The sequence below is a fragment of the Desulfobacter postgatei 2ac9 genome (genome assembly GCF_000233695.2).
Classification (GTDB): Bacteria; Desulfobacterota; Desulfobacteria; order Desulfobacterales; family Desulfobacteraceae; genus Desulfobacter; species Desulfobacter postgatei.
Genome location: NZ_CM001488.1, coordinates 287,389 through 306,707 on the forward strand (window position 1 = coordinate 287,389; position 19,319 = coordinate 306,707).

Annotated in this window: 10 protein-coding genes, 1 pseudogene and 1 riboswitch; of the genes and pseudogenes, 5 read left to right on the forward strand and 6 right to left on the reverse strand. The window is 45.4% G+C overall.

The genetic code is table 11. From position 1 onward, the window contains the following. Together DESPODRAFT_RS01470 and DESPODRAFT_RS20810 are read right to left on the reverse strand one after the other, a co-directional pair. Nucleotides 1-2,970, reverse strand: a complete 2,970-nt coding sequence (locus DESPODRAFT_RS01470) for a TOTE conflict system archaeo-eukaryotic primase domain-containing protein (RefSeq protein ID WP_004070781.1) — start codon at nt 2,968-2,970, stop codon at nt 1-3. 106 nt (nt 2,971-3,076) lie between these two features. Further along, complete coding sequence (locus DESPODRAFT_RS20810) at nt 3,077-3,370, reverse strand: hypothetical protein (protein WP_040015791.1); 294 nt, start codon at nt 3,368-3,370, stop codon at nt 3,077-3,079. A gap of 169 nt (nt 3,371-3,539) precedes the next feature. On the opposite strand from DESPODRAFT_RS20810, the gene carA reads away from it, so the two are divergent. The 4 genes from carA to DESPODRAFT_RS01495 are packed head-to-tail and all read left to right on the forward strand — an operon-like array spanning nt 3,540 to nt 10,362. Beyond that, nucleotides 3,540-4,682 carry a glutamine-hydrolyzing carbamoyl-phosphate synthase small subunit gene (gene carA / locus DESPODRAFT_RS01480; RefSeq protein ID WP_004070782.1) on the forward strand — a complete coding sequence of 381 codons (1,143 nt, stop codon included), beginning with the start codon at nt 3,540-3,542 and terminating at the stop codon, nt 4,680-4,682. Continuing rightward, nucleotides 4,669-7,899, forward strand: a complete 3,231-nt coding sequence (gene carB, locus DESPODRAFT_RS01485) for a carbamoyl-phosphate synthase large subunit (protein WP_004070783.1) — start codon at nt 4,669-4,671, stop codon at nt 7,897-7,899. Before carA ends, carB begins: the two co-directional genes overlap by 14 nt. An 11-nt stretch (nt 7,900-7,910) precedes the next feature. Beyond that, entirely contained in the window at nt 7,911-9,365 is a 1,455-nt protein-coding gene (gene purF, locus DESPODRAFT_RS01490) for an amidophosphoribosyltransferase (protein ID WP_040016122.1), read from the forward strand. A 1-nt stretch (nt 9,366) separates the two neighbouring features. After that, the gene (locus DESPODRAFT_RS01495; RefSeq protein WP_004070785.1) at nt 9,367-10,362 is read left to right on the forward strand and encodes a radical SAM protein; all 996 of its coding nucleotides are present in this window, start codon (nt 9,367-9,369) and stop codon (nt 10,360-10,362) included. Nucleotides 10,363-10,600: 238 nt separating this feature from the next. On the opposite strand, the gene DESPODRAFT_RS18495 is transcribed toward DESPODRAFT_RS01495, so the two are convergent. Then, entirely contained in the window at nt 10,601-12,481 is a 1,881-nt protein-coding gene (locus DESPODRAFT_RS18495; protein WP_004070787.1) for a serpin family protein, read from the reverse strand. A gap of 47 nt (nt 12,482-12,528) precedes the next feature. Further along, nucleotides 12,529-12,603: riboswitch (cyclic di-GMP riboswitch) on the reverse strand. Nucleotides 12,604-13,268: 665 nt separating this feature from the next. Between DESPODRAFT_RS18495 and DESPODRAFT_RS21960 the strand changes: the two are divergent. Beyond that, nucleotides 13,269-14,209, forward strand: a pseudogene (locus tag DESPODRAFT_RS21960) (IS1595 family transposase). Nucleotides 14,210-14,442: 233 nt separating this feature from the next. On the opposite strand, the gene DESPODRAFT_RS01515 reads toward DESPODRAFT_RS21960, so the two are convergent. From DESPODRAFT_RS01515 to DESPODRAFT_RS01525, 3 genes are all read right to left on the reverse strand, one after another. Continuing rightward, nucleotides 14,443-14,829, reverse strand: a complete 387-nt coding sequence (locus DESPODRAFT_RS01515) for an Hsp20/alpha crystallin family protein (RefSeq protein ID WP_004070791.1) — start codon at nt 14,827-14,829, stop codon at nt 14,443-14,445. A 36-nt stretch (nt 14,830-14,865) separates the two neighbouring features. Next, on the reverse strand, nt 14,866-15,306 hold the full coding sequence (locus tag DESPODRAFT_RS01520) for an Hsp20/alpha crystallin family protein (RefSeq protein ID WP_004070793.1): 441 nt from the start codon (nt 15,304-15,306) through the stop codon (nt 14,866-14,868). A 362-nt stretch (nt 15,307-15,668) separates the two neighbouring features. Next, the gene (locus tag DESPODRAFT_RS01525) at nt 15,669-19,136 is read right to left on the reverse strand and encodes a pyruvate carboxylase (protein ID WP_004070795.1); all 3,468 of its coding nucleotides are present in this window, start codon (nt 19,134-19,136) and stop codon (nt 15,669-15,671) included. Between the last annotated feature and the right edge of the window lie 183 nt (nt 19,137-19,319).

The window sequence follows — 19,319 nt, forward strand, 5'->3', positions numbered from 1 at the left end:
TCACTTTATTGCATTTTGTTTGTTGAAAAAATCTCTCATACCAATGCTGTCAGTTAATTCACATGCAATACTGCTGCTTTCAAGACGCATGATGCTTTCTTCAGAGTAGCCAAAGCTTAAAAGGTTAATGCTCCCGTACCAGGTGATTTTGTTGTCAATGATTGCAAATTTCTGGTGGATGTTGGATTTGTAAACCATTTGAACACCGCCGGTTTCTATGGTTGAAAAAAGATCGCTCAACATGGTTTTTCTATTTTCGTCATAATCATTGGCAGGCCTGGTTATGACTGTTATTTTAACCTGTTTTTTCAACAGGTCATTAAAGTGATCCATCATTTGGAACATTCTTTGTTTTGTGACAAAGGGGCTGATGATCAGTACATACTTTGAGGCAACTGCAATATCTCTTAAATACACTGGAAAAAAATCGTCTTTATTAAAAATAAGGTTGGTCGGTGAATCGGGAAACCTTGACGCTTTGGTTTTATAACCGATTGAAGCATACCCTTTCAGCCGCTTTCCGTACATTTTTTCAAGCATTTTTACATGAAGATCGATGTAATCGTAAACTCGAACTTCTTCTTTCCCTTTAAAATAGCGGTGCAGTCTGCCCGCATATTGATGCAATGTCCCTTTCCAGGCAATGGGCATGGCTAAGAATAATGTATCCAGCCGCGCTTCATCAAAACCTTCACCAATATAGCTGCCGGTAGCAACCAGTACAAAGGGTTCTGTATCCTTAATTTCATTTATTTCACCTATGACCCGGGCTGTTTTTTTATCCCCCATACCGCCCGTCAGGCTTATGACATTGGATAGTCTGTCTTTCAGATTTTCCACAAGCTTGGCCACATGACTCACCCGCCCTGTCAAAATAAGTGACTTTCTGCCTTTTTCATAGCATTCCACGACATCGTCTATAATGAGTTGATTTCTGATTTCATCTGATACTAAATCCTTTGTTATTTCCTGAAGGGACAACCGTCCTTCGTCCTCGCCAGGTGGTATTCTAAAAGATGTGAATCTCGGAATTAAATAATGATCAAAGGGCCGCTTTTCTGCCTGCTTTTTTGCATCCACGGAAAAACGTACAGGCCCGCAATAAAAGAAAATAATCGGGTGGTGACCATCCGATCTGGCAGGGGTTGCCGTCAGACCGTAAATATATTTTGCTGTGGCCTGCTTCAATATTTGTTCAAAAGTAACTGCAGGAACATGATGGCACTCATCCACGAGGATCATTCCATAATTTTTTACGACTTCTTTGACATCTCCTTTGGTATTCAATGATTGCATGACTGCTATATCGACGATGCCACTGAGTCTGTCTTTGCCTGCTGCCATGTGGCCGATGATATCCTGTTCTTTTTTACGCCCTCTTTTTTCAGGCGCTTCAGGCAGGGATTCATTGATGATAAGAAATTGTTCCAGCCGTTCCCGCCACTGGGAAAGCAGTTGCTGCCGGTGAACCAACACCAGGGTATTCACTTTTTTCATACCGATCAATTTTGCACCGATAACAGTCTTCCCGAATGCCGTGGCAGCCGATAAAACACCATTATCATGTACCGACAATGCATCAACTGCAAGTTGCTGTTCTTCCCGTAGTTCACCATTGAATTCAACATTGATCACTTTTCCAGGATTGGATTTATCTTCGTGTATCAGTGTAACATTCTTTTCCCTGAGCAAAGATTTGACATCGCATTCGCAGCCGCAAGGCAATGCTATATGATCTTTATAATCATCTGAGCAGGAGACGACCCGTGGTTTGCCGAAGGTTGACTTCCTCATGGCCTGGGCCTTATAAAATAGAGGATTTTTAAAGGCTGCATACCTTTTAAGGATATTTAATGCTTTCTGGCTTAATCCTCTTTTTTCAATGTACAGCATGCCGGATTTAACAATTTTAACCGTTTTGGGGAAATCATTGGATTTCAGGCCAATGGATTGCTGTTTTTGCCACGGTTTGGATTCTGATGTTTCTTCTTTCAGCACCCCCAGATCGTTTCCACGGGTCAGCTTGTTGATATACGATGTCAGATCTTTTTCGTTCAGCTTTTGAATGCCGGATAAAAACTGCCATTGGTCCGGGTATGGATTGAAATCTTCACTGATAAAAACCGCATTGCCGTTACCCCGGGCTTTTTTCTGGAGCGGCAGAGCGATCAGGTTGCCAAAACCGCCATCCGGCATGGTATCTTGATTGGGAAACAGCCTGTCATAGGATTTGAACGAAATTTGATGGCGTTCACCCATGGCGTATGTCAAGAGTGATGTCCCGAATTTTCGGGCAAAGGCTGCAGGAATTTTTTGTTCGAAGAAAAACCAGGCATGGCAGCCATTGCCGGATTGAGACCGCTCTATTGCAACCGGTATGTCAAATTTTGAACAAATGTTCCGGATAACCGCAATGTCTTGTATCCATCCTTCTTTGTCAAAATCAATAGCTATAAAATGGCAGGTTTCATCAAGATTCATGGGATACACCCCGATGACGAATTCCCCTCTGAGATGCTTTTCAACAACGGATTCGTTTAGCGTCCCATACGATTGATTGCCACATGCTGAACATTTTATTTTGCGTTTATTGCAGATCCCGGGGACCCATTCATTCAGGCAGACCGGGCTGTATCCTGTAGCGCCTTTTTTACTTTGCCATTTTTTTGCATACACATCGCTCCTGCCTCGAAACAAGGACATGAAAAGATCAATCTTTTCATTATTTTGAGAATATCGGGTAACTAAACCGCCATATGTTCCTCCAGGCACTGCTGCATCGGATTTTGGATTTGATGCAGGTTTCTCAAAGTGGTTGAATGCAGTTACTCCGGATTGGACAGGTTTATGATGAGAAATAATATTTTCAGATTTGGAAACAAATTCCCGGATTTTTGCTTTCAGAGCTTTGTTCTCTTCAAGCAGGGCATTATATTTTCTTTTTAATTCATCGTAATCGTTAATAGTCATATGGCATCTGATTCATCGTATTCTTCATAAAACCGGATCGCTTCCTTCGTATTCAGGGGTGTTTGAGTTGTAATAATGCGGTCCAAAATCGGTTTAGAAAGATCGGTTATCTTTGCCGAAGGCACAGGCTTGCCAAGATCAAACAATTTGTATCGATCTGCTGGCCGTATTCCGAATCCGTCACATACCCTAAGGGTTCTTCAATGGATTTATAGCGGGAATCACAGGGACGTACAGCGCTGACCGTTGAATGAGAGGGCTCCCAGAAGGCACTCCTTAACCGCCACATCAAGTTTTGCATCCGACAGAATAGCGGAAAGGCGCTCTGGAAGGCCTCAAGCAGGGGCCGGTGCAGCAGGACGCCGAGCTTGGGCGGTTTGAAGATGACGGTATTTCCCATGATCAGGGCCTTTAAATAACTGGAGTTCAGGCCATAAAAACCGGCTATATTTATTTTGTATAAACCCCGGGACTTGAAAAATAAAGCTTTTTCATGATATTTAAACAGGTTCTAAATAGATTGTGGAACGCTTTTACCATAAAAATTTAAGGGACAGGTATTAATCCATATGAAAGCATTGTTAGCCCTGGAAGATGGAAGAACATTTTCCTGCACAAGTTTTACAGGGCCGGGGGAAGCCCAGGGAGAGGTGGTGTTCAACACCAGCATGACCGGGTACCAGGAAATTTTGACCGACCCGTCCTATTACGGGCAGATGGTCACCATGACCTATCCGCTCATAGGCAATTACGGCGTGTGTCCGGAAGATGTTGAATCAGACCGTATTCATGTGGCAGCCTTCATTGTCAAAGAATACCAACCGTTTCCAAGCAATTTCAGATCAAAGGGAACTCTTGCCGACTATCTGATAAAATCCCATATCCTGGGCATTGAGGACCTTGATACAAGAGCGCTTACCCGGCATATACGAAAATCGGGTGCCATGCGCGCCATGATCTCCACCACGGATCTGGACCCTGAATCCCTTGTGGCCCGGGCAAGATTAATCCCTTCCATGGAAGGATCAGATCTGGTTGGATATGTCACAACCCGAAAACCCTATTTCTGGAAAGACAACTCTCCCGATTATGTGGATGCCAAAAGCCTTGAAGACCCCTCTATATGGCGCCACAAAGGCACAAAACATTCTGTTGTGGCCCTGGATTTCGGCATTAAATACAATATCATCCGCTGTCTTGAAAACGCAGGATGTGAGGTGCTGGTGGTTCCGGCAAAAACCGATGCCCAGACCATAAAATACCTGAACCCGGACGGTATTTTCCTGTCCAACGGCCCCGGCGACCCTGAACCTTTGACCTATATCGTGGAAACCATACGCGAACTTCTCGAACATTTTCCCGTCTTTGGTATATGCCTTGGCATGCAGCTTTTAGGTCTTGCCATGGGCGGTAAAACCATGAAGATTAAATTCGGCCACAGGGGCGGCAATCAGCCGGTGAAGAATATAGATACCGGAAAAGTCGAGATTACCTCCCAGAACCACGGATTTGCAGTGGATCTCAATACCCTTGACAAAAACAAGTGCCGGCTGACCCACATCAACCTGAACGAATACTCCCTGGAAGGGCTCAAAAATGATACCATCCGGGCGTTTGCCGTCCAGTATCACCCCGAAGCCTCCCCGGGCCCCCATGATGCGGCCTATCTTTTTAACCAGTTTGCAAAAGTGATGGAAAATGCCAAAGCGTAACGACATCCACAAAATTCTGATCATTGGTGCCGGCCCGATCATCATCAGCCAGGCCTGCGAGTTTGACTATTCCGGCACCCAGGCCTGCAAGGCCTTAAAGGAAGAAGGATTTGAAGTTGTCCTGATCAACTCCAATCCGGCCACCATCATGACCGACCCTGAAACAGCCGACCGGGTCTATATTGAGCCGGTGACGGCTGAAACCCTGTGCAAGGTCATTGAGATTGAACGTCCCGATGCGGTGCTGCCCACCCTTGGGGGTCAGACTGCCCTGAACACCACCATTGATGCAGCCAAAACAGGGATATTTGAACGCTATAATATTGAGCTGATCGGTGCCTCCATTGACGCCATCAACAAGGCCGAAGACCGCGAACTGTTCCGGGATGCCATGAATAAAATCGGTTTGAGAATTCCAAAATCCGGGTTTGCCGTCAATATGACTGAAGTGGAAGAGGTGGCCCAGCAGATCGGATTTCCCATTATTGTCCGGCCAAGCTTTACCCTGGGCGGAACCGGCGGCGGTGTGGCCTACAACATGGAAGAGCTTGCAAATCTTGCCAAGTCCGGCCTTGACGCCTCCCTGATCACCCAGGTGATGCTTGAGGAGTCTGTTCTGGGGTGGAAGGAGTTCGAGCTGGAGGTAATGCGGGACCACGCGGACAACGTGGTGATCATCTGCTCCATTGAGAATATTGACGCCATGGGGGTTCACACCGGCGATTCCATTACCGTGGCCCCGGCCCAGACCCTGTCCGACAAAGAATACCAGGCCCTGCGGGATGCCTCCATTGCCATCATCAGGGAGATCGGCGTAGACACGGGCGGCTCCAATGTTCAATTTGCCGTGAACCCGGATAACGGGGATATTATCGTGGTTGAAATGAACCCCAGGGTATCCAGGTCTTCCGCTCTTGCCTCCAAGGCCACGGGCTTTCCCATTGCCAAAATTGCAGCCAAGCTTGCCGTAGGGTATACCCTAGATGAGATTCCCAATGATATCACCGGCGAAACCATGGCCTGCTTTGAGCCGTCCATTGACTATTGTGTGGTCAAAATTCCGCGCTGGACCTTTGAAAAATTTCCCGAAACAGACGACATACTGACCACTGCCATGAAATCCGTGGGCGAAACCATGTCCATCGGCAGAACATTTAAAGAGGCACTTCAAAAAGGTCTGCGCTCCCTTGAAATCGGCCGGGCCGGTTTTGGTGCCGACGGAAAAGACCCTGCTCCCGGATCTGTGGCGGGTATGGATCTGGAATACAAATTATCCACCCCTAATTCCCAGCGGATTTTTTACATCAAATACGCCATTGAACACGGCATGCCCATCACCATGATCCATGATCTCACCGATATTGATCCATGGTTTCTGTACCAGATGAAGCAGATTGTCGACCTTGAAAAGCAGTTGAAACTGGCCGGTATGAACCTGCCAAAGGATCTTTTTGAAAAGGCAAAAAAATACGGGTTCTCCGACACGCAGCTGGCCTATCTGTCCGGGGGGCTGACAGACAAGCAGATCGAACAGAAACGAAAAGATTTAGGCATTGTTCCGGTATATAAACTTGTGGACACCTGTGCTGCGGAATTCAGGGCCGTTACCCCTTACTACTACTCCACCTATGAAAGCGAATGCGAAGCCCGGGTGTCGGACAAGAAAAAGGTGATCATCCTGGGCGGCGGTCCCAACCGTATCGGCCAGGGTATTGAGTTTGATTACTGCTGTGTTCATGCCTCCTTTGCCTTAAGGGAAGAAGGGGTTGAATCCATCATGGTCAATTCCAACCCGGAAACGGTCTCCACGGACTATGACACCTCGGACAAGCTCTACTTTGAACCGTTGACCCGGGAAGATGTGCTTCACATCGTGGAAAAGGAAAAACCCTTTGGGGTGATTGTCCAGTTCGGGGGCCAGACACCGTTGAACCTTGCCACGGACCTTCAAAAAGCAGGGGTTCCCATCATCGGCACAAGTCCGGAAAGCATAGACCGCGCCGAAGATAGGGATCTTTTTGCGGCCATGCTTAAAAAACTGGGCCTTCGCCAGCCGGATAACGGCATTGCATATTCCTACCAAGAAGCCGTGAAAGTGGCCAGGGATATCGGATACCCGGTCATGGTTCGCCCCTCCTTTGTGCTGGGCGGCCGGGCCATGAAAATCGTCTATGATGAAAAGGATCTGGAATCCTATTTTGAACTGGCGGTCCAGGCATCCCCGGACAAGCCCGTACTCATTGACAAGTTTCTGGAAGAAGCCTTTGAGCTGGATGTGGACGCCATTTCCGACGGTGAAGACACCATTATCGGCGGCATGATGGAACATATTGAAGAGGCAGGTATCCATTCCGGAGATTCCGCCTGTGTGCTGCCGCCCTATTCCATTGAAGCGCACCACATCAAAGAGATGTCTGATGCGGCAAAAGCCATTGCCAAAGAACTTAATGTCAAGGGTCTGATGAACATCCAGTTCGGGATTATGAATGACACGGTGTACATCATTGAAGTCAATCCCAGGGCATCCCGGACCATCCCCTTTGTCTCCAAGGCGATCGGTGTGCCTCTGGCCAAACTGGCCACCAAGGTGATGCTGGGAAAAACCTTAAAAGAACTTGGGGTGACCACCGAAGTTATCCCGCCCTATTATTGTGTCAAAGAAGCAGTAATGCCCTTTGACCGCTTTGAAAACGTCGATCCTGTTCTTGGGCCGGAGATGAAATCCACAGGCGAAGTCATGGGCATTGATAAAGATCTTGGCGCAGCTGTGGCCAAAGCTCAGTTTGCTGCCGGACAGAAACTGCCCAAGGAAGGCACTGTATTTATCTCCGTCCAGGACAAGGATAAAAAGGCGGCACTGCCTGTGGCAAAATGTTTCCATGACATGGGATTCACCATCATGGCCACCCGGGGAACCGTCACATTCCTGGAAGAAAACAAAATTCCATCCACATTTGTAAAAAAAGTATCCGCAGGCCGACCCCATGTGGTGGATGCCGTGAAAAACGGTGAAATCCAGCTTATATTAAATACAGGCGCCTCCAGCCAGACCCAAAGAGACGGCTATGAAATTCGCAGGGCCGCCATTAAATATAAAATACCTTATGCCACCACCACGGACGGGGCCCGGGCCATCAGCCTGGCCATCCAGGCCATGAAAAAAGAGAACCTGACGGTTAAGCCACTCCAGTATTATCACCAGGAAATTAAGCATTGAAAGAACCAGAAATGAATACGACCCACCCAAATTGTTCGACCTGCCCCGTTTTTACGCCCAGTGAACGTCCCAAAGATGAATGTGGGGTTTTTGGCCTTTACAAACACCCGGAAGCGGCCCAAATTACCTACTTCGGGCTTTATGCGCTTCAACACAGGGGCCAGGAAAGTGCGGGCATCTCCGTGAACCGGGGGATTAATGATAAAATTTTCTCCCATAAAGGCATGGGACTTGTACCGGAAATTTTCAACATGGACGACCTTAAACGCATTGAAGGCGGGTCTGCCATCGGCCATGTCCGGTACTCCACGACGGGAGATTCCGTTCTGGCCAATGCCCAGCCTTTTGTGGTGAACCATCGGCACCGCTCCTATGCCCTGGCTCACAATGGTAATCTGGTCAACGCCCACATCATCCGCGAAGAACTTGAGGAACAGGGCTCCATCTTCCAGACCACCATGGATTCGGAAGTGTTTCTGCACCTGTTTATTAAAAACCTTATAAAGGGCGATTATGAATCAGCCATATTAAAGGCCGTCTCAAAGCTTGAAGGCGCCTATTCCATGATTCTTCTGACCTGTAAGGGCGAAATTATCGGCATGAAAGACCCCAACGGATTCCGCCCCCTGGCCCTTGGAAAACTCAACGGGCACTATGTACTGGCATCTGAAACCTGTGCCTTTGACCTGATCCAGGCTGAATTCATCCGGGAACTGGCCCCCGGTGAAATCGTTATTATCAGTGAAGACGGCATCAAGAGTATCAAACATCCCAATGCAGCTGCCAAAAAATCCTTGTGCATATTTGAATATATCTATTTTGCCCGGCCTGACTCCACCATTGACGGCAAAAACGTCTATGAAATGAGAAAGGCACATGGAAGGCGTCTGGCCCAGGAATCCCATGTGGATGCAGACCTGGTCATGCCGTTCCCCGATTCCGGCAACTATGCGGCCATCGGCTATGCCGCAGAATCTGGAATCCCCTTTGAAATGGCTATGATACGCAACCACTATGTGGGCAGAAGTTTTATCCAGCCCACCCAGTCCATGCGGGATTTTGCGGTGCGGGTGAAACTGAACCCGGTACGGGAACTGATAAAAGGTAAAGATATTATCATTGTTGAAGATTCCATTATCCGGGGCACCACGGCCAAAACCCGTGTGAAAGCACTAAAGGAGTTGGGAGCCGGAAAAATACACATGCGGGTATCTTGTCCGCCTCATAAGTTCCCCTGTTACTACGGCATTGATTTTTCATCCAAGGGAGAGTTGATTGCGGCTCAGAAACCCTTGGATGAACTGACCGAATACCTTGGATTGGATTCCCTGCATTACCTGTCCATTGAAGGCATGCTCGAAGCCTCCGGAGTCAATGACCCTGAAGCCAATTTCTGCAAGGCCTGCTTTGACGGTACATACCCTGTGCCCTTTGATCCCAATTTTACCAAACAGTGCATGGGATAAAATGAAAAAACAAACCGTTGCATTTTCAAGGCAGAGCACCAATCTGTTTTTCCACATACTGACACGATGCAATCTGCGTTGTGCCCACTGCTATATCAACCGAGACCAGCACGGAAGCAACACCCTTTCCCTGGATACGATCAAGGCGTGGCTTGGTATCTTTTCTTCCAAAGCAAAGGATACCAACCTGATTTTTTTAGGGGGTGAACCCACGCTTCACCCCGATCTTGCTTCAGCCATAGGCATAGCCGAATCCATGGGATTCAAATCCATCACCATTGATACCAACGGTTTTTTATTTCACAACATCCTGGACAAGATCACACCCAATCAGATTGACTTTTTTTCATTTTCCCTGGATGGTGTCAGCAAGAGAATCAATGATGCCATCAGAGGAGAGGGATGCTTTGATGCCGTCATGTCCGGTATCAGCCGTGCTGTGGAAAAAGGTTTTTCCTGCTCAATGATCTATACGGTCTCTGAAAAAAACATTCATGAGGTCCCAAAGCTTCCTGAATTGGTAAAGGATCTCGGTATTTCACGATTTTTTATCCAGGTGGTGGGTATGCGGGGCGAAACGGAAAACACGGATGCAAGGCACCAGGTATCAAAATCAATCTGGCAGAAAACCATTCCAAAAACGGCGGAACAGATTGCAGAACAGGGAATTATCGTTACCTACCCCAAGGTGTTCCTTACCCATGAAGAAACCTTTGAATGTGCTGCCAATGTGGCGGACAACTATTTTATCTTCCCCAACGGACGGGTGTATCAATGTCCTTTATGTGAGGATTTTCCCTTTCATTCCTATGAAATAATAAACAATCAACTTATGCCTCGTCCAAAAATCAATGAAAAGGATCTTTTCTCTTTGCAGATTCCCGAAGGTTGTGTAATGAACAAATTAATACAGCCGGGAAATCTCTCCTACGATGATAATGAATTCCCCCGCTATAAAATCGCCTGTTGTATGCTCAAGGAGGAATTATACCCTTAAGACAGAACGTTCAAAATGAAATTCCAGCCGATTCATCAATTACCAAACAAAAGTTTGTTTGGTAACACTACAGCGACACTTGAACGTCTAATTCTTCAGCGAGAGCCATTTTTCTTTTTCTATGGCTTTTTTATATGAAAGTTATGAGTAGTGAGTAGTGAGATTTAAAACAAGCTGTTTTCTCAATACTCAATACTCACATCTTTCATTATTTGTTGTGTCCGTCAGGACATGGTCGTTATAGAGATGGATCAATTACTCTACCCATGAACAGGATGGTTCCTGTAAAATCATCCCGTATCAAAAAGATAAATGGTCTATCCATAGAGATGCTTACCGACTCATATGCTGCAACTACATCCACAACAACGGCTGTTGCAGCAGCGGCTTCCGTGCCTTTCTCATCAACGGCAATAAAGGCTTTATGATAAATTTCATCAATATATGGCGTTGAATCTTCGGGGTCAACCATATTGCTGAAATCTGCTGCATATGGAATAAAGGCATCAATCATGCCTAAATTGCGCATGATTTGTTTACAACGTATTTCGCAATCAAACTCAAACTTCGGCAAAGTCAATTCAACATCCCCTATGGACAAAGATGAAAGAATAGATTGGATAAAATTATTATCAAGAGCGCTTTCAACTGAATCAAATCTGCCGTTATGGGGAGCAATTAAAAGCATGGAAAGCTCCTGGGAATATTGAGATTCATCGTGCGGACTCACATAGGGCAGCTCAACAGCATCAAAATCTTCACTTTGAAAAAACCTGGTGCGTACCGTCTGATGCATCATTTGTGATGATACGGTAGAATTATCAAGACGTGTAAAATCACCTGGAATTGTAGCTCCCTCATCAAATTGAGAGCACCAGGATGCCTTAAAATAAATGGCATTGGTTAGAACCACTGCTGTATCCGATAAAATTGAACCTTCAGGGAGCAGATCTTTAATTTTTTCATTAGTCTGATCTTCCACCCACCGATTAATTACCAATCGTGAGGCATCAGGCTGTCCTGAAAAATCAAGGGTGTGGACACCGGCATCATAGTTTTGTGCTAAAATATCAAGGTAGGAGGCGAGAAAGGGGTATCCAATATTGCTCCATACCGCATTGACTAAATTGAGCTGAAAAGCATCCCCCCCTATGAAGAAGGGGTCGGTATCATCCCGGCTGTTTATATCCACATTCAGAGCGTTCAGTGTGGAATGAAAACTGCTTGACGGAAGTGTAAAGTGCAGACTGTCTGCCATCTCATCGGCGGTATTATTTTTTGCACCGGCCCAGGTCATGGCAAGGGCGTTTTCTATGCTATAGGTTGAAAAAAATATGTTCTTATCCTGGAGACTTTCATCTGCTGAGGCCTGGTGATAAAAATCAAAGGTATAGTCAGAAAATCCATTTACCAATTCCTCCATATCAGCAGAATCATAATTTGGAAAATCGTCATAAGAGGCAGATGATTTTACAATTTTGAGCTGTACCTCAATATCAGATAACAATTCTGCAATATACTCTTCTGCCTCTTCTACATCAAAATCATCATTTGCCGCAGAACTTATAATATTGGCTGCCCAATCCATAAAACTCTCGTCATCAGTCATAGATCCTACGTCAGAATAAGCAAAAAGAAGTCCGATTTCAGTCTTTTTAGCTAACGTAGCGGCATCTTCGGAACTTCCAGTTGCGGACTTTGCACCATTAATGATAGCCATAATAGCCTGGTCACGCCGTATCTCTCCACTGTCCAGTGCGTCCACCCAATAAGTTAAGCCCGCGTCAGCTGGAGCGCGGTTCAATACATTATCAAAAATATTAGTAATAAACTCTGAATTGCTTAACGCTTCTGGAAGTTTTTCTTTAGTTTCAGGTTGGTCAAAAAAGGATTGTGCAACTTGATCAATGGTAAAATACCCTGTGTCAACTGATTCAGCCCAGTAGTTCAAACCAGCATTCGCGGGTGCCCTTCCAAAAGTTGCTACATAAATTTCTGAAATAAGATGTTCCGTACTCATATCACAACCATCACAATGCTGATCTGTACAAAAAGCAATGGAAGTCAAAATGAAAACTCCGATGAATAGAATGAAAAACGGAACAAAAACTTTCTTCATGTCCTCCCCCCATAACGTTAGAATATTAGAATACCGGATCACCTCTAAATGGCAACCCAGTTATAATCAATGGAACCGCGCCTTTCCGTGCCTGTCTTTCGGCAGGTTTGGCTTTGTCGTCTCGTAGATGTATCAGAACAAGTAACCCAATATCGCCTAAAAACGAGTTTGTCAATCAGGTAAACCCTTAGAAATGTCAAATTTTTACTTTTTCATTTTTTCATTTAAGGTGATCCCCCTTGTTGGTTGATCCCGTGGATCAGGATAGCTTGGCTCACCGTCATCATGAGAAAGATCATTCCAATGCACATCAAAGGGGAAAAATCCGGAAGCGAACCTGGAACGTCTAAAACGGAATGCCCCATCCTGGTACAGATAAAAGTTATGGGCGACGTTGACCGGCGAATCCAGATTAAAGATTAAAGATTAACTGTCAGAATATCAAACGCCAGCATCCACAAAAGGCGATCCACATCCAGCACATCCTCAACCTGGGAATGACGGCATGTATTTCCTGGCGATTTCATAGCTGAGCACTTCCCGGACAAAGCTTGGATCATTATAAACGTTTGCAAGTTTAAGGGTCCCGTACCCGTCGAGGGGTCTGGCCGTTATTGATATAATCAAGTTTTATATTCTGATCAGATGATGCCCGGCATAAAAAAAATGGCTCATGTCGTGTTTTGGGGTCTTTTGAAATTTGGTAACAAAAAAGCAAGAATTGACTTGCATTACGGACTGTTATGATGGTAGATATTCGCTTTGCTATTAACTGGTTACACTTGGATTGGAGCCGATGAAGGTAAATATCAAGACCCTGATAGATGATGTGCAATGCTATGAAACCGTTCGTGAGCTGCGTTGGCCAGAAATACGTGAGTGTCCGTTTTGTGATTCCATAAACACAATCAAAAAAGGTTACGATGATAGGGAATCTGCCAAACAGCGCTATGAATGCAAAGAGTGCGGAAAACGCTTCGATGATCTCACCGGGACCATTTTTGCCGGACATCACCAACCCCTTAAAGTGTGGATATTGTGCCTTTATTTCATGGAGTTAAATTTGTCAAACAACCAGATTTCCAAAGAGTTGGACCTTAATCGTGGAGATGTTCACAATATGACTGCTCAGCTACGCGAAGGCGTGGTAAAAAAAAGCCTTGGATAACCCTTCAGGATGAGGTTGAGTGCGATGAGGTGTATATCGTTGCAGGGCACAAAGGCAACCCCGAAGCTGTATCAAAAAAAGGCCGGGATGGTCGCCGTAACCGATTAAAGGGTGATAGAGGGCGTGGTACGCTGGAAAAAGAGAAACCACCTATTTTCGGGATAATACAGCGGTGTGGGCAGGTTGTGATTCAAATGCTCCCCAATGTCCGGCAGGCCACCATTGAGCCTTTGATAAAGGCCACTATACAGCCAGAAACATTGGTCTACACCGATGAGTATGCCATTTATAACCGGTTGAATGAATGGGGTTATGACCATGAAAGTGTGAATCATGAAGCCGGTGAATATGCCAGAGATGATGATGGAGATGGGTTTTATGAAGTCCATGTGAATACAATGGAAGGCTTCTGGTCATTACTCCGAAGTTGGATTCGCCCACATCGGGGTATCTCACAGGAGAAACTTCCTTTTTACCTCGGATTTTTCGAGTTCGTTCATAATGTTGGTAAACGAGGGAAATCCCTGCTTCACTCACTTATTGAGGTGCTGATTAAGTAAGACCCCAAAACGCGACATGAGCCTTTTTATTTTAACTTAAAGGTACCAAAATGATAACCAGCTTCCTCAGTGGGATATTACCATTCGACCATTAACGGTAAGTTGAGATCGGCCAAGTCCCTAAAATGGTAAATATAGCGGATAGAGATGGGAAGCCACCCGGAGGAAGCTTCCCGAATTAGTTATTTTCTAGATTTTAACGGGCATAAACACTCCGGGTTAATTTGGGGGTATTATGCGCTTTTTATCTCAATCTGTCTGGGTTTGGCTGCCTCAGACTTTGGCAGATGCAGCCGTAATACACCGTTTTTCAGTTCAGCCTCAACTTTTTCAACATCAATTGTCTGGGGGACAGAAAAATTTCTTACATATTGAGCATTTGAGAACTCTTCGTAGGTGACCGGACCGGTTACAGGCAATTTCCTGACACCGGATATTGATAAGGTGCCGTTGTCTATATCAACAGATATATCGTCTTTTACAACCCCGGGCATGTCGGCGTAGATAAGTATTTCATCCTCATTTTCATAAATATCAACGGCAGGGGTTGCTTCATATAATTCTTTGGTTTTTTCAATATTTTTTTCTTCCTGTTTAGCTATCTCCTGGCTCCTATCCATGACAATCCTCCTTTGGATAAACTTTTCATTGACGATTTAGATGATGCTGATTTTTTTGGGTTTTGCCGCCTCATGCTTGGGAAGGATAAGGTACAACACACCGTCTTTCAATGTGGCCTCAACTTTGGTGGAATCAACATCTGCCGGTAATGTAAAACTTCTGGAAAAAGACCCGATACCCCGTTCCGTTCTATGGATTTTATAATTTTCAGGTGCATCGGATTTCCTTTGCCCGCTGATTTCAAGATAGTTCCCCTGAATTTTTACATTCAAGTCGTCTTTTTTAAGTCCCGTCACTTCCGCCCTTATTTCAAAATTGTCTCCATTTTCATAGAGGTTGGTCCGGGGAGCAGTTTGTTCAAATCCCCATCTGTAACCGGATGATTTTTCATAGTCGCCGTAAAGATTATCCAGTCTTTTTTGAAGAAGGTTCATGCTCCCGAACAATCTGTCAAGATCACTGATTCTTGTAAACATAATTATTCCTCCTTTAAATAGTTTTTATTTTAGAATACTGATGGAGCGTTCGGGCTGGTAGAATCGACGTCTTTATGAAAGTTTTAAGGTTTGTCCATCCTATCCCCTGATACCTTTGCTCCCACAAAATCATCTCTATTTTTGCTTAATTTAATTCTGTTTTTTTTCATGTCAATATAATTTTTATTACCATATTTGATCATATAGTGATCAATTCAAATATGAATCTTGATATTGTTCAATTGAGGATTTTTATAAGGAGGTGATATTATGCCGAAGGATTATTACCTTGTTTTTAGAAAAAAGGCCGATTCACCTATTGGGTGCATCGGCCTTTTTTATACTAAGTCAAAAAAACTGAATTAATCTTCTACCTGCTTAATAACAATCAGGAGATCTTTTGCATCAACCTGTGTTCCAACGGATGTGACGATTCTTTGAACAATACCGGAGACATCAGAGAGCACATTGGTTTGCATTTTCATTGCTTCAATGGTAGCAAGAACATCCCCTCGTTCGATCTTCTGGTTTTCAGTAACGCAAACGGCAGAGATCAGACCCGGCATTGGTGAACCAATTTCACCAAGAACAGCCGGGTTGGCCTTTTCCCGTGGTGCTCTTTCCGGCGCTTTCGAGCGGTCAGGTACTTTAACAATCCGGGATTGACCATTCAGTTCGAAAAAGACCTCTCTTTTTCCTTCTTCATCTGCCTTCCCCTTGGCCATGAGACGAACAATAAGGGTTTTTCCGGACGCGAGATCAACAGAAAGTTCTTCTTCCCGTTTCATTCCATAGAAAAAATTAAGCGTTGGAAGCACACTCACATTTCCATAGGTCCTGCGATGTTTGGCGTAATCAATGAATACATCCGGATACATTAAATAGGAAGCAAGTTCGCAGTCTGAAATTTTCCTTTCTGCCAGTTTTTCTGCTTCCGCACGCGTTGAGTCCATGTCAACAGGCTCAAGCAGTTGTCCTGGACGAACCGTAATGGGTTCTTCACCTTTCAATATCTTTTTCTGCAACTCTTTGGGAAATCCTCCCGGAGGTTGTCCCATCATTCCTTTAAAGAAGCTAACGACGGATTCCGGGAACGACACTTCTTTTTCCGGATTCAAAACATCTTCTTTGGTCAGACCGCTGGTAATCATGGACAAAGCCATATCGCCAACCACTTTGGAGCTTGGCGTGACTTTTACAATATCACCGAACATCTCATTTACATCTCTATACACCTTTGCCACTTCAGGCCATCTTTCTTCAATGCCCAGTGCCCTGGCCTGCTGGCGCAGATTGGTATATTGTCCGCCCGGCATTTCATGCAGATAAACTTCAGAGGTGCCGCTGTGAAATTCACTTTCAAAACCAACATACATCTGCCTTACTTTTTCCCAGTAGTTGGAAATAATTGCCAGTGATTCCGAATTCATACCGGTATCACGCGGGGTATTTTTAAGTGCGGCCACAATGGAACCTAAATTGGGGTGCGAGGTCAACCCGCTCATGGCATCCATTGCCGCATCAATGGCATCAACGCCTGCGTCTGCTGCCGACAGCAGTGTTGCTGCGGCAATGCCGCTGGTATCATGGCTGTGAAGGTGAATGGGCAGACCAATTTCATTCTTTAAGGCTTCAATCAGCACCTTTGCCGCAGCCGGCTTTAACAATCCTGCCATATCCTTAATCGCCAAAATATGGGCACCGGCTTTTTCGAGCTCTTTTGCCATATCAACATAGTATTTCAGGCTGTATTTGGTCCTTTTGGGATCCAGAATATCACCTGTATAACATATGGCAGCTTCACAAATTTTATTGTTTTCCAGAACCGAATCCATGGCCAATCTCATATTTTCGACCCAGTTCAGGGAATCAAAAACACGGAAAAGGTCCATTCCGTTTTCAGCAGCCTGTTTGACAAAGTACTTGATAACATTGTCCGGATAATTGGTATATCCCACACCATTGGAGGCTCTGAGCAGCATCTGCGTCAAAAGGTTCGGCATGGCCGCACGCAATTTCTGAAGCCGTTCCCAGGGACACTCTTTGGAAAACCGCATGGCAACATCAAAGGTTGCGCCGCCCCAGCACTCTACTGAAAACAGGTCAGGCAAAAGCGCTGCATAGGTTGGTGCAATATTCAGAAGATCAAAACTTCTCACCCTGGTGGCAAGAAGGGACTGATGGGCATCACGCATACTCTTATCCGTAATCAGCAATTTTTTCTGCGCTTTCATCCAGTGTGCGACGGCCTGGGGTCCTTCTTTGTCCAGTAATTGTTTGAGTCCCGGCTGGGCCTGCTGTGCAGAATATTTGGGTATGGCTGGCTGATGCACGTGTAATGCCGGAACGGGTCGATTTTTGACGTCCTCATTTCCGTTAACAATGACTTCTCCAAGGAATGAAAGAAGTCTGGTTGCCCGGTCCCGTCTTTTGGTAAACGTGAAGAGCTCTTTGGTTTCATCAATGAACTTAGTGGTATATTCGGCATTTATGAAGGTTGGATGATTAACCAGACCTTGTAGAAACTGCAGGTTTGTGGCAACGCCCAGAATCCTGAATTCCGTCAGAGCCCGATTCATTTTCAAACGTGCTTCTTCGGCATTTGCGCCCCACGCGGTTATTTTTGTCAAAAGGGAATCAAAATAGCGGGTAACGATTGCCCCGGAATAAGCGGTTCCGGCATCCAGACGAATGCCGAATCCTGCTGCTGTCCGATAGCCTGTAATTCTTCCGTAATCTGGAATAAAGTTATTTTCAGGATCTTCCGTGGTAATACGGCATTGAATGGCATGGCCGCTTAGTCTCACATTCTCCTGGGTAGGAATAAGGCTTTCAGGAGTCCCGATCACCATTCCCTGGGCAATTCTTAATTGCGCCTTGACAATGTCAATTCCGGTTACTTCCTCTGTTACCGTATGTTCTACCTGTATTCTTGGATTGACTTCCATGAAGTAGAACTTTTCTTTTTCCATATCCATGAGGAACTCAACGGTTCCGGCACTTTCATATCCTACTGTTTTGGCAATGGCCAGGCCTGCATTACACAACTCCTGGCGCTTTTCCTCTGAAAGAAACGTGGATGGCGCCCTTTCAACAACCTTTTGATTTCTTCTTTGAACAGAGCAGTCCCGTTCGTATAGATGAATGATATTGCCTTGGGAGTCCCCCAAAATCTGGACCTCAAGGTGTCTGGCTCTTTTGACAAGTTTTTCAAAATAAACTTCATCACTTCCGAACGCAGCGCTGGATTCCTTGCGGGCGGCATCAACCTGGGTCAAAAGCTCCTTTGTGCTTTCCACAGCCCGCATGCCTCTGCCGCCACCGCCCCAGCTGGCTTTCAACATAATCGGATAGCCAATCTCTTCAGCGATTTCAATGACTTTTTTATCATCATAAGGTAATGGACCACTTGCCGGAACAACAGGGGCTCCCGCCTCTATAGCCACCTTGCGGGCAGAAACCTTATTCCCCAGTTTGCGCATAACATCCGGAGAGGGCCCGACAAATATAATGCCGGCTTCAGCACACGCCTCAGCAAATTCCGGCTTTTCTGCGAGAAATCCGTATCCGGGGTGGATGGCATCTACATTTTTTTCCTTGGCAAGCCGAACAATCCCTTCAATATCCAGATAGGCTTCAATAGGGCCTTTTCCTTCTCCGATCAAATAACTTTCACCGGTTTTAAACCGATGAAGTGCAAATCGGTCCTCCTGGGAGTAGATAGCAATAGTTTCCAGTCCAAGCTCATGTGCCGCACGTGTCACACGAATCGCTATCTCACTGCGGTTGGCAATCAAGAGACGCTTGATTTTTTTTCCCATAACATCCATTTTACATATCCTTGTTTTAGATAATAACGCTCCTTCAATCTGTTTGCAGTATCCGCAACAGATTCTTCAATCCAAAATCGGTAAGAGTTCCTTCCACTGCCTTACTACGTCCGTTATGGCGTATTTTAAATCAATCAATGGTTTGGAGAACCGTCCCTAATTATTTTTTTCTATGAAATTCTA

What these genes read in the sequence shown, in the direction of transcription:
- DESPODRAFT_RS01515 (WP_004070791.1), bottom strand. Translation starts at nt 14,829, where the DNA reads ATGGATAGGAGCCAGGAGATAGCTAAACAGGAAGAAAAAAATATTGAA.
- DESPODRAFT_RS01525 (WP_004070795.1), bottom strand. Translation starts at nt 19,136, where the DNA reads ATGGATGTTATGGGAAAAAAAATCAAGCGTCTCTTGATTGCCAACCGC.
- DESPODRAFT_RS01495 (WP_004070785.1), top strand. Translation starts at nt 9,367, where the DNA reads ATGAAAAAACAAACCGTTGCATTTTCAAGGCAGAGCACCAATCTGTTT.
- DESPODRAFT_RS18495 (WP_004070787.1), bottom strand. Translation starts at nt 12,481, where the DNA reads ATGAAGAAAGTTTTTGTTCCGTTTTTCATTCTATTCATCGGAGTTTTC.
- carA (WP_004070782.1), top strand. Translation starts at nt 3,540, where the DNA reads ATGAAAGCATTGTTAGCCCTGGAAGATGGAAGAACATTTTCCTGCACA.
- DESPODRAFT_RS01470 (WP_004070781.1), bottom strand. Translation starts at nt 2,970, where the DNA reads ATGACTATTAACGATTACGATGAATTAAAAAGAAAATATAATGCCCTG.
- DESPODRAFT_RS20810 (WP_040015791.1), bottom strand. Translation starts at nt 3,370, where the DNA reads ATGGGAAATACCGTCATCTTCAAACCGCCCAAGCTCGGCGTCCTGCTG.
- DESPODRAFT_RS01520 (WP_004070793.1), bottom strand. Translation starts at nt 15,306, where the DNA reads ATGTTTACAAGAATCAGTGATCTTGACAGATTGTTCGGGAGCATGAAC.
- purF (WP_040016122.1), top strand. Translation starts at nt 7,911, where the DNA reads ATGAATACGACCCACCCAAATTGTTCGACCTGCCCCGTTTTTACGCCC.
- carB (WP_004070783.1), top strand. Translation starts at nt 4,669, where the DNA reads ATGCCAAAGCGTAACGACATCCACAAAATTCTGATCATTGGTGCCGGC.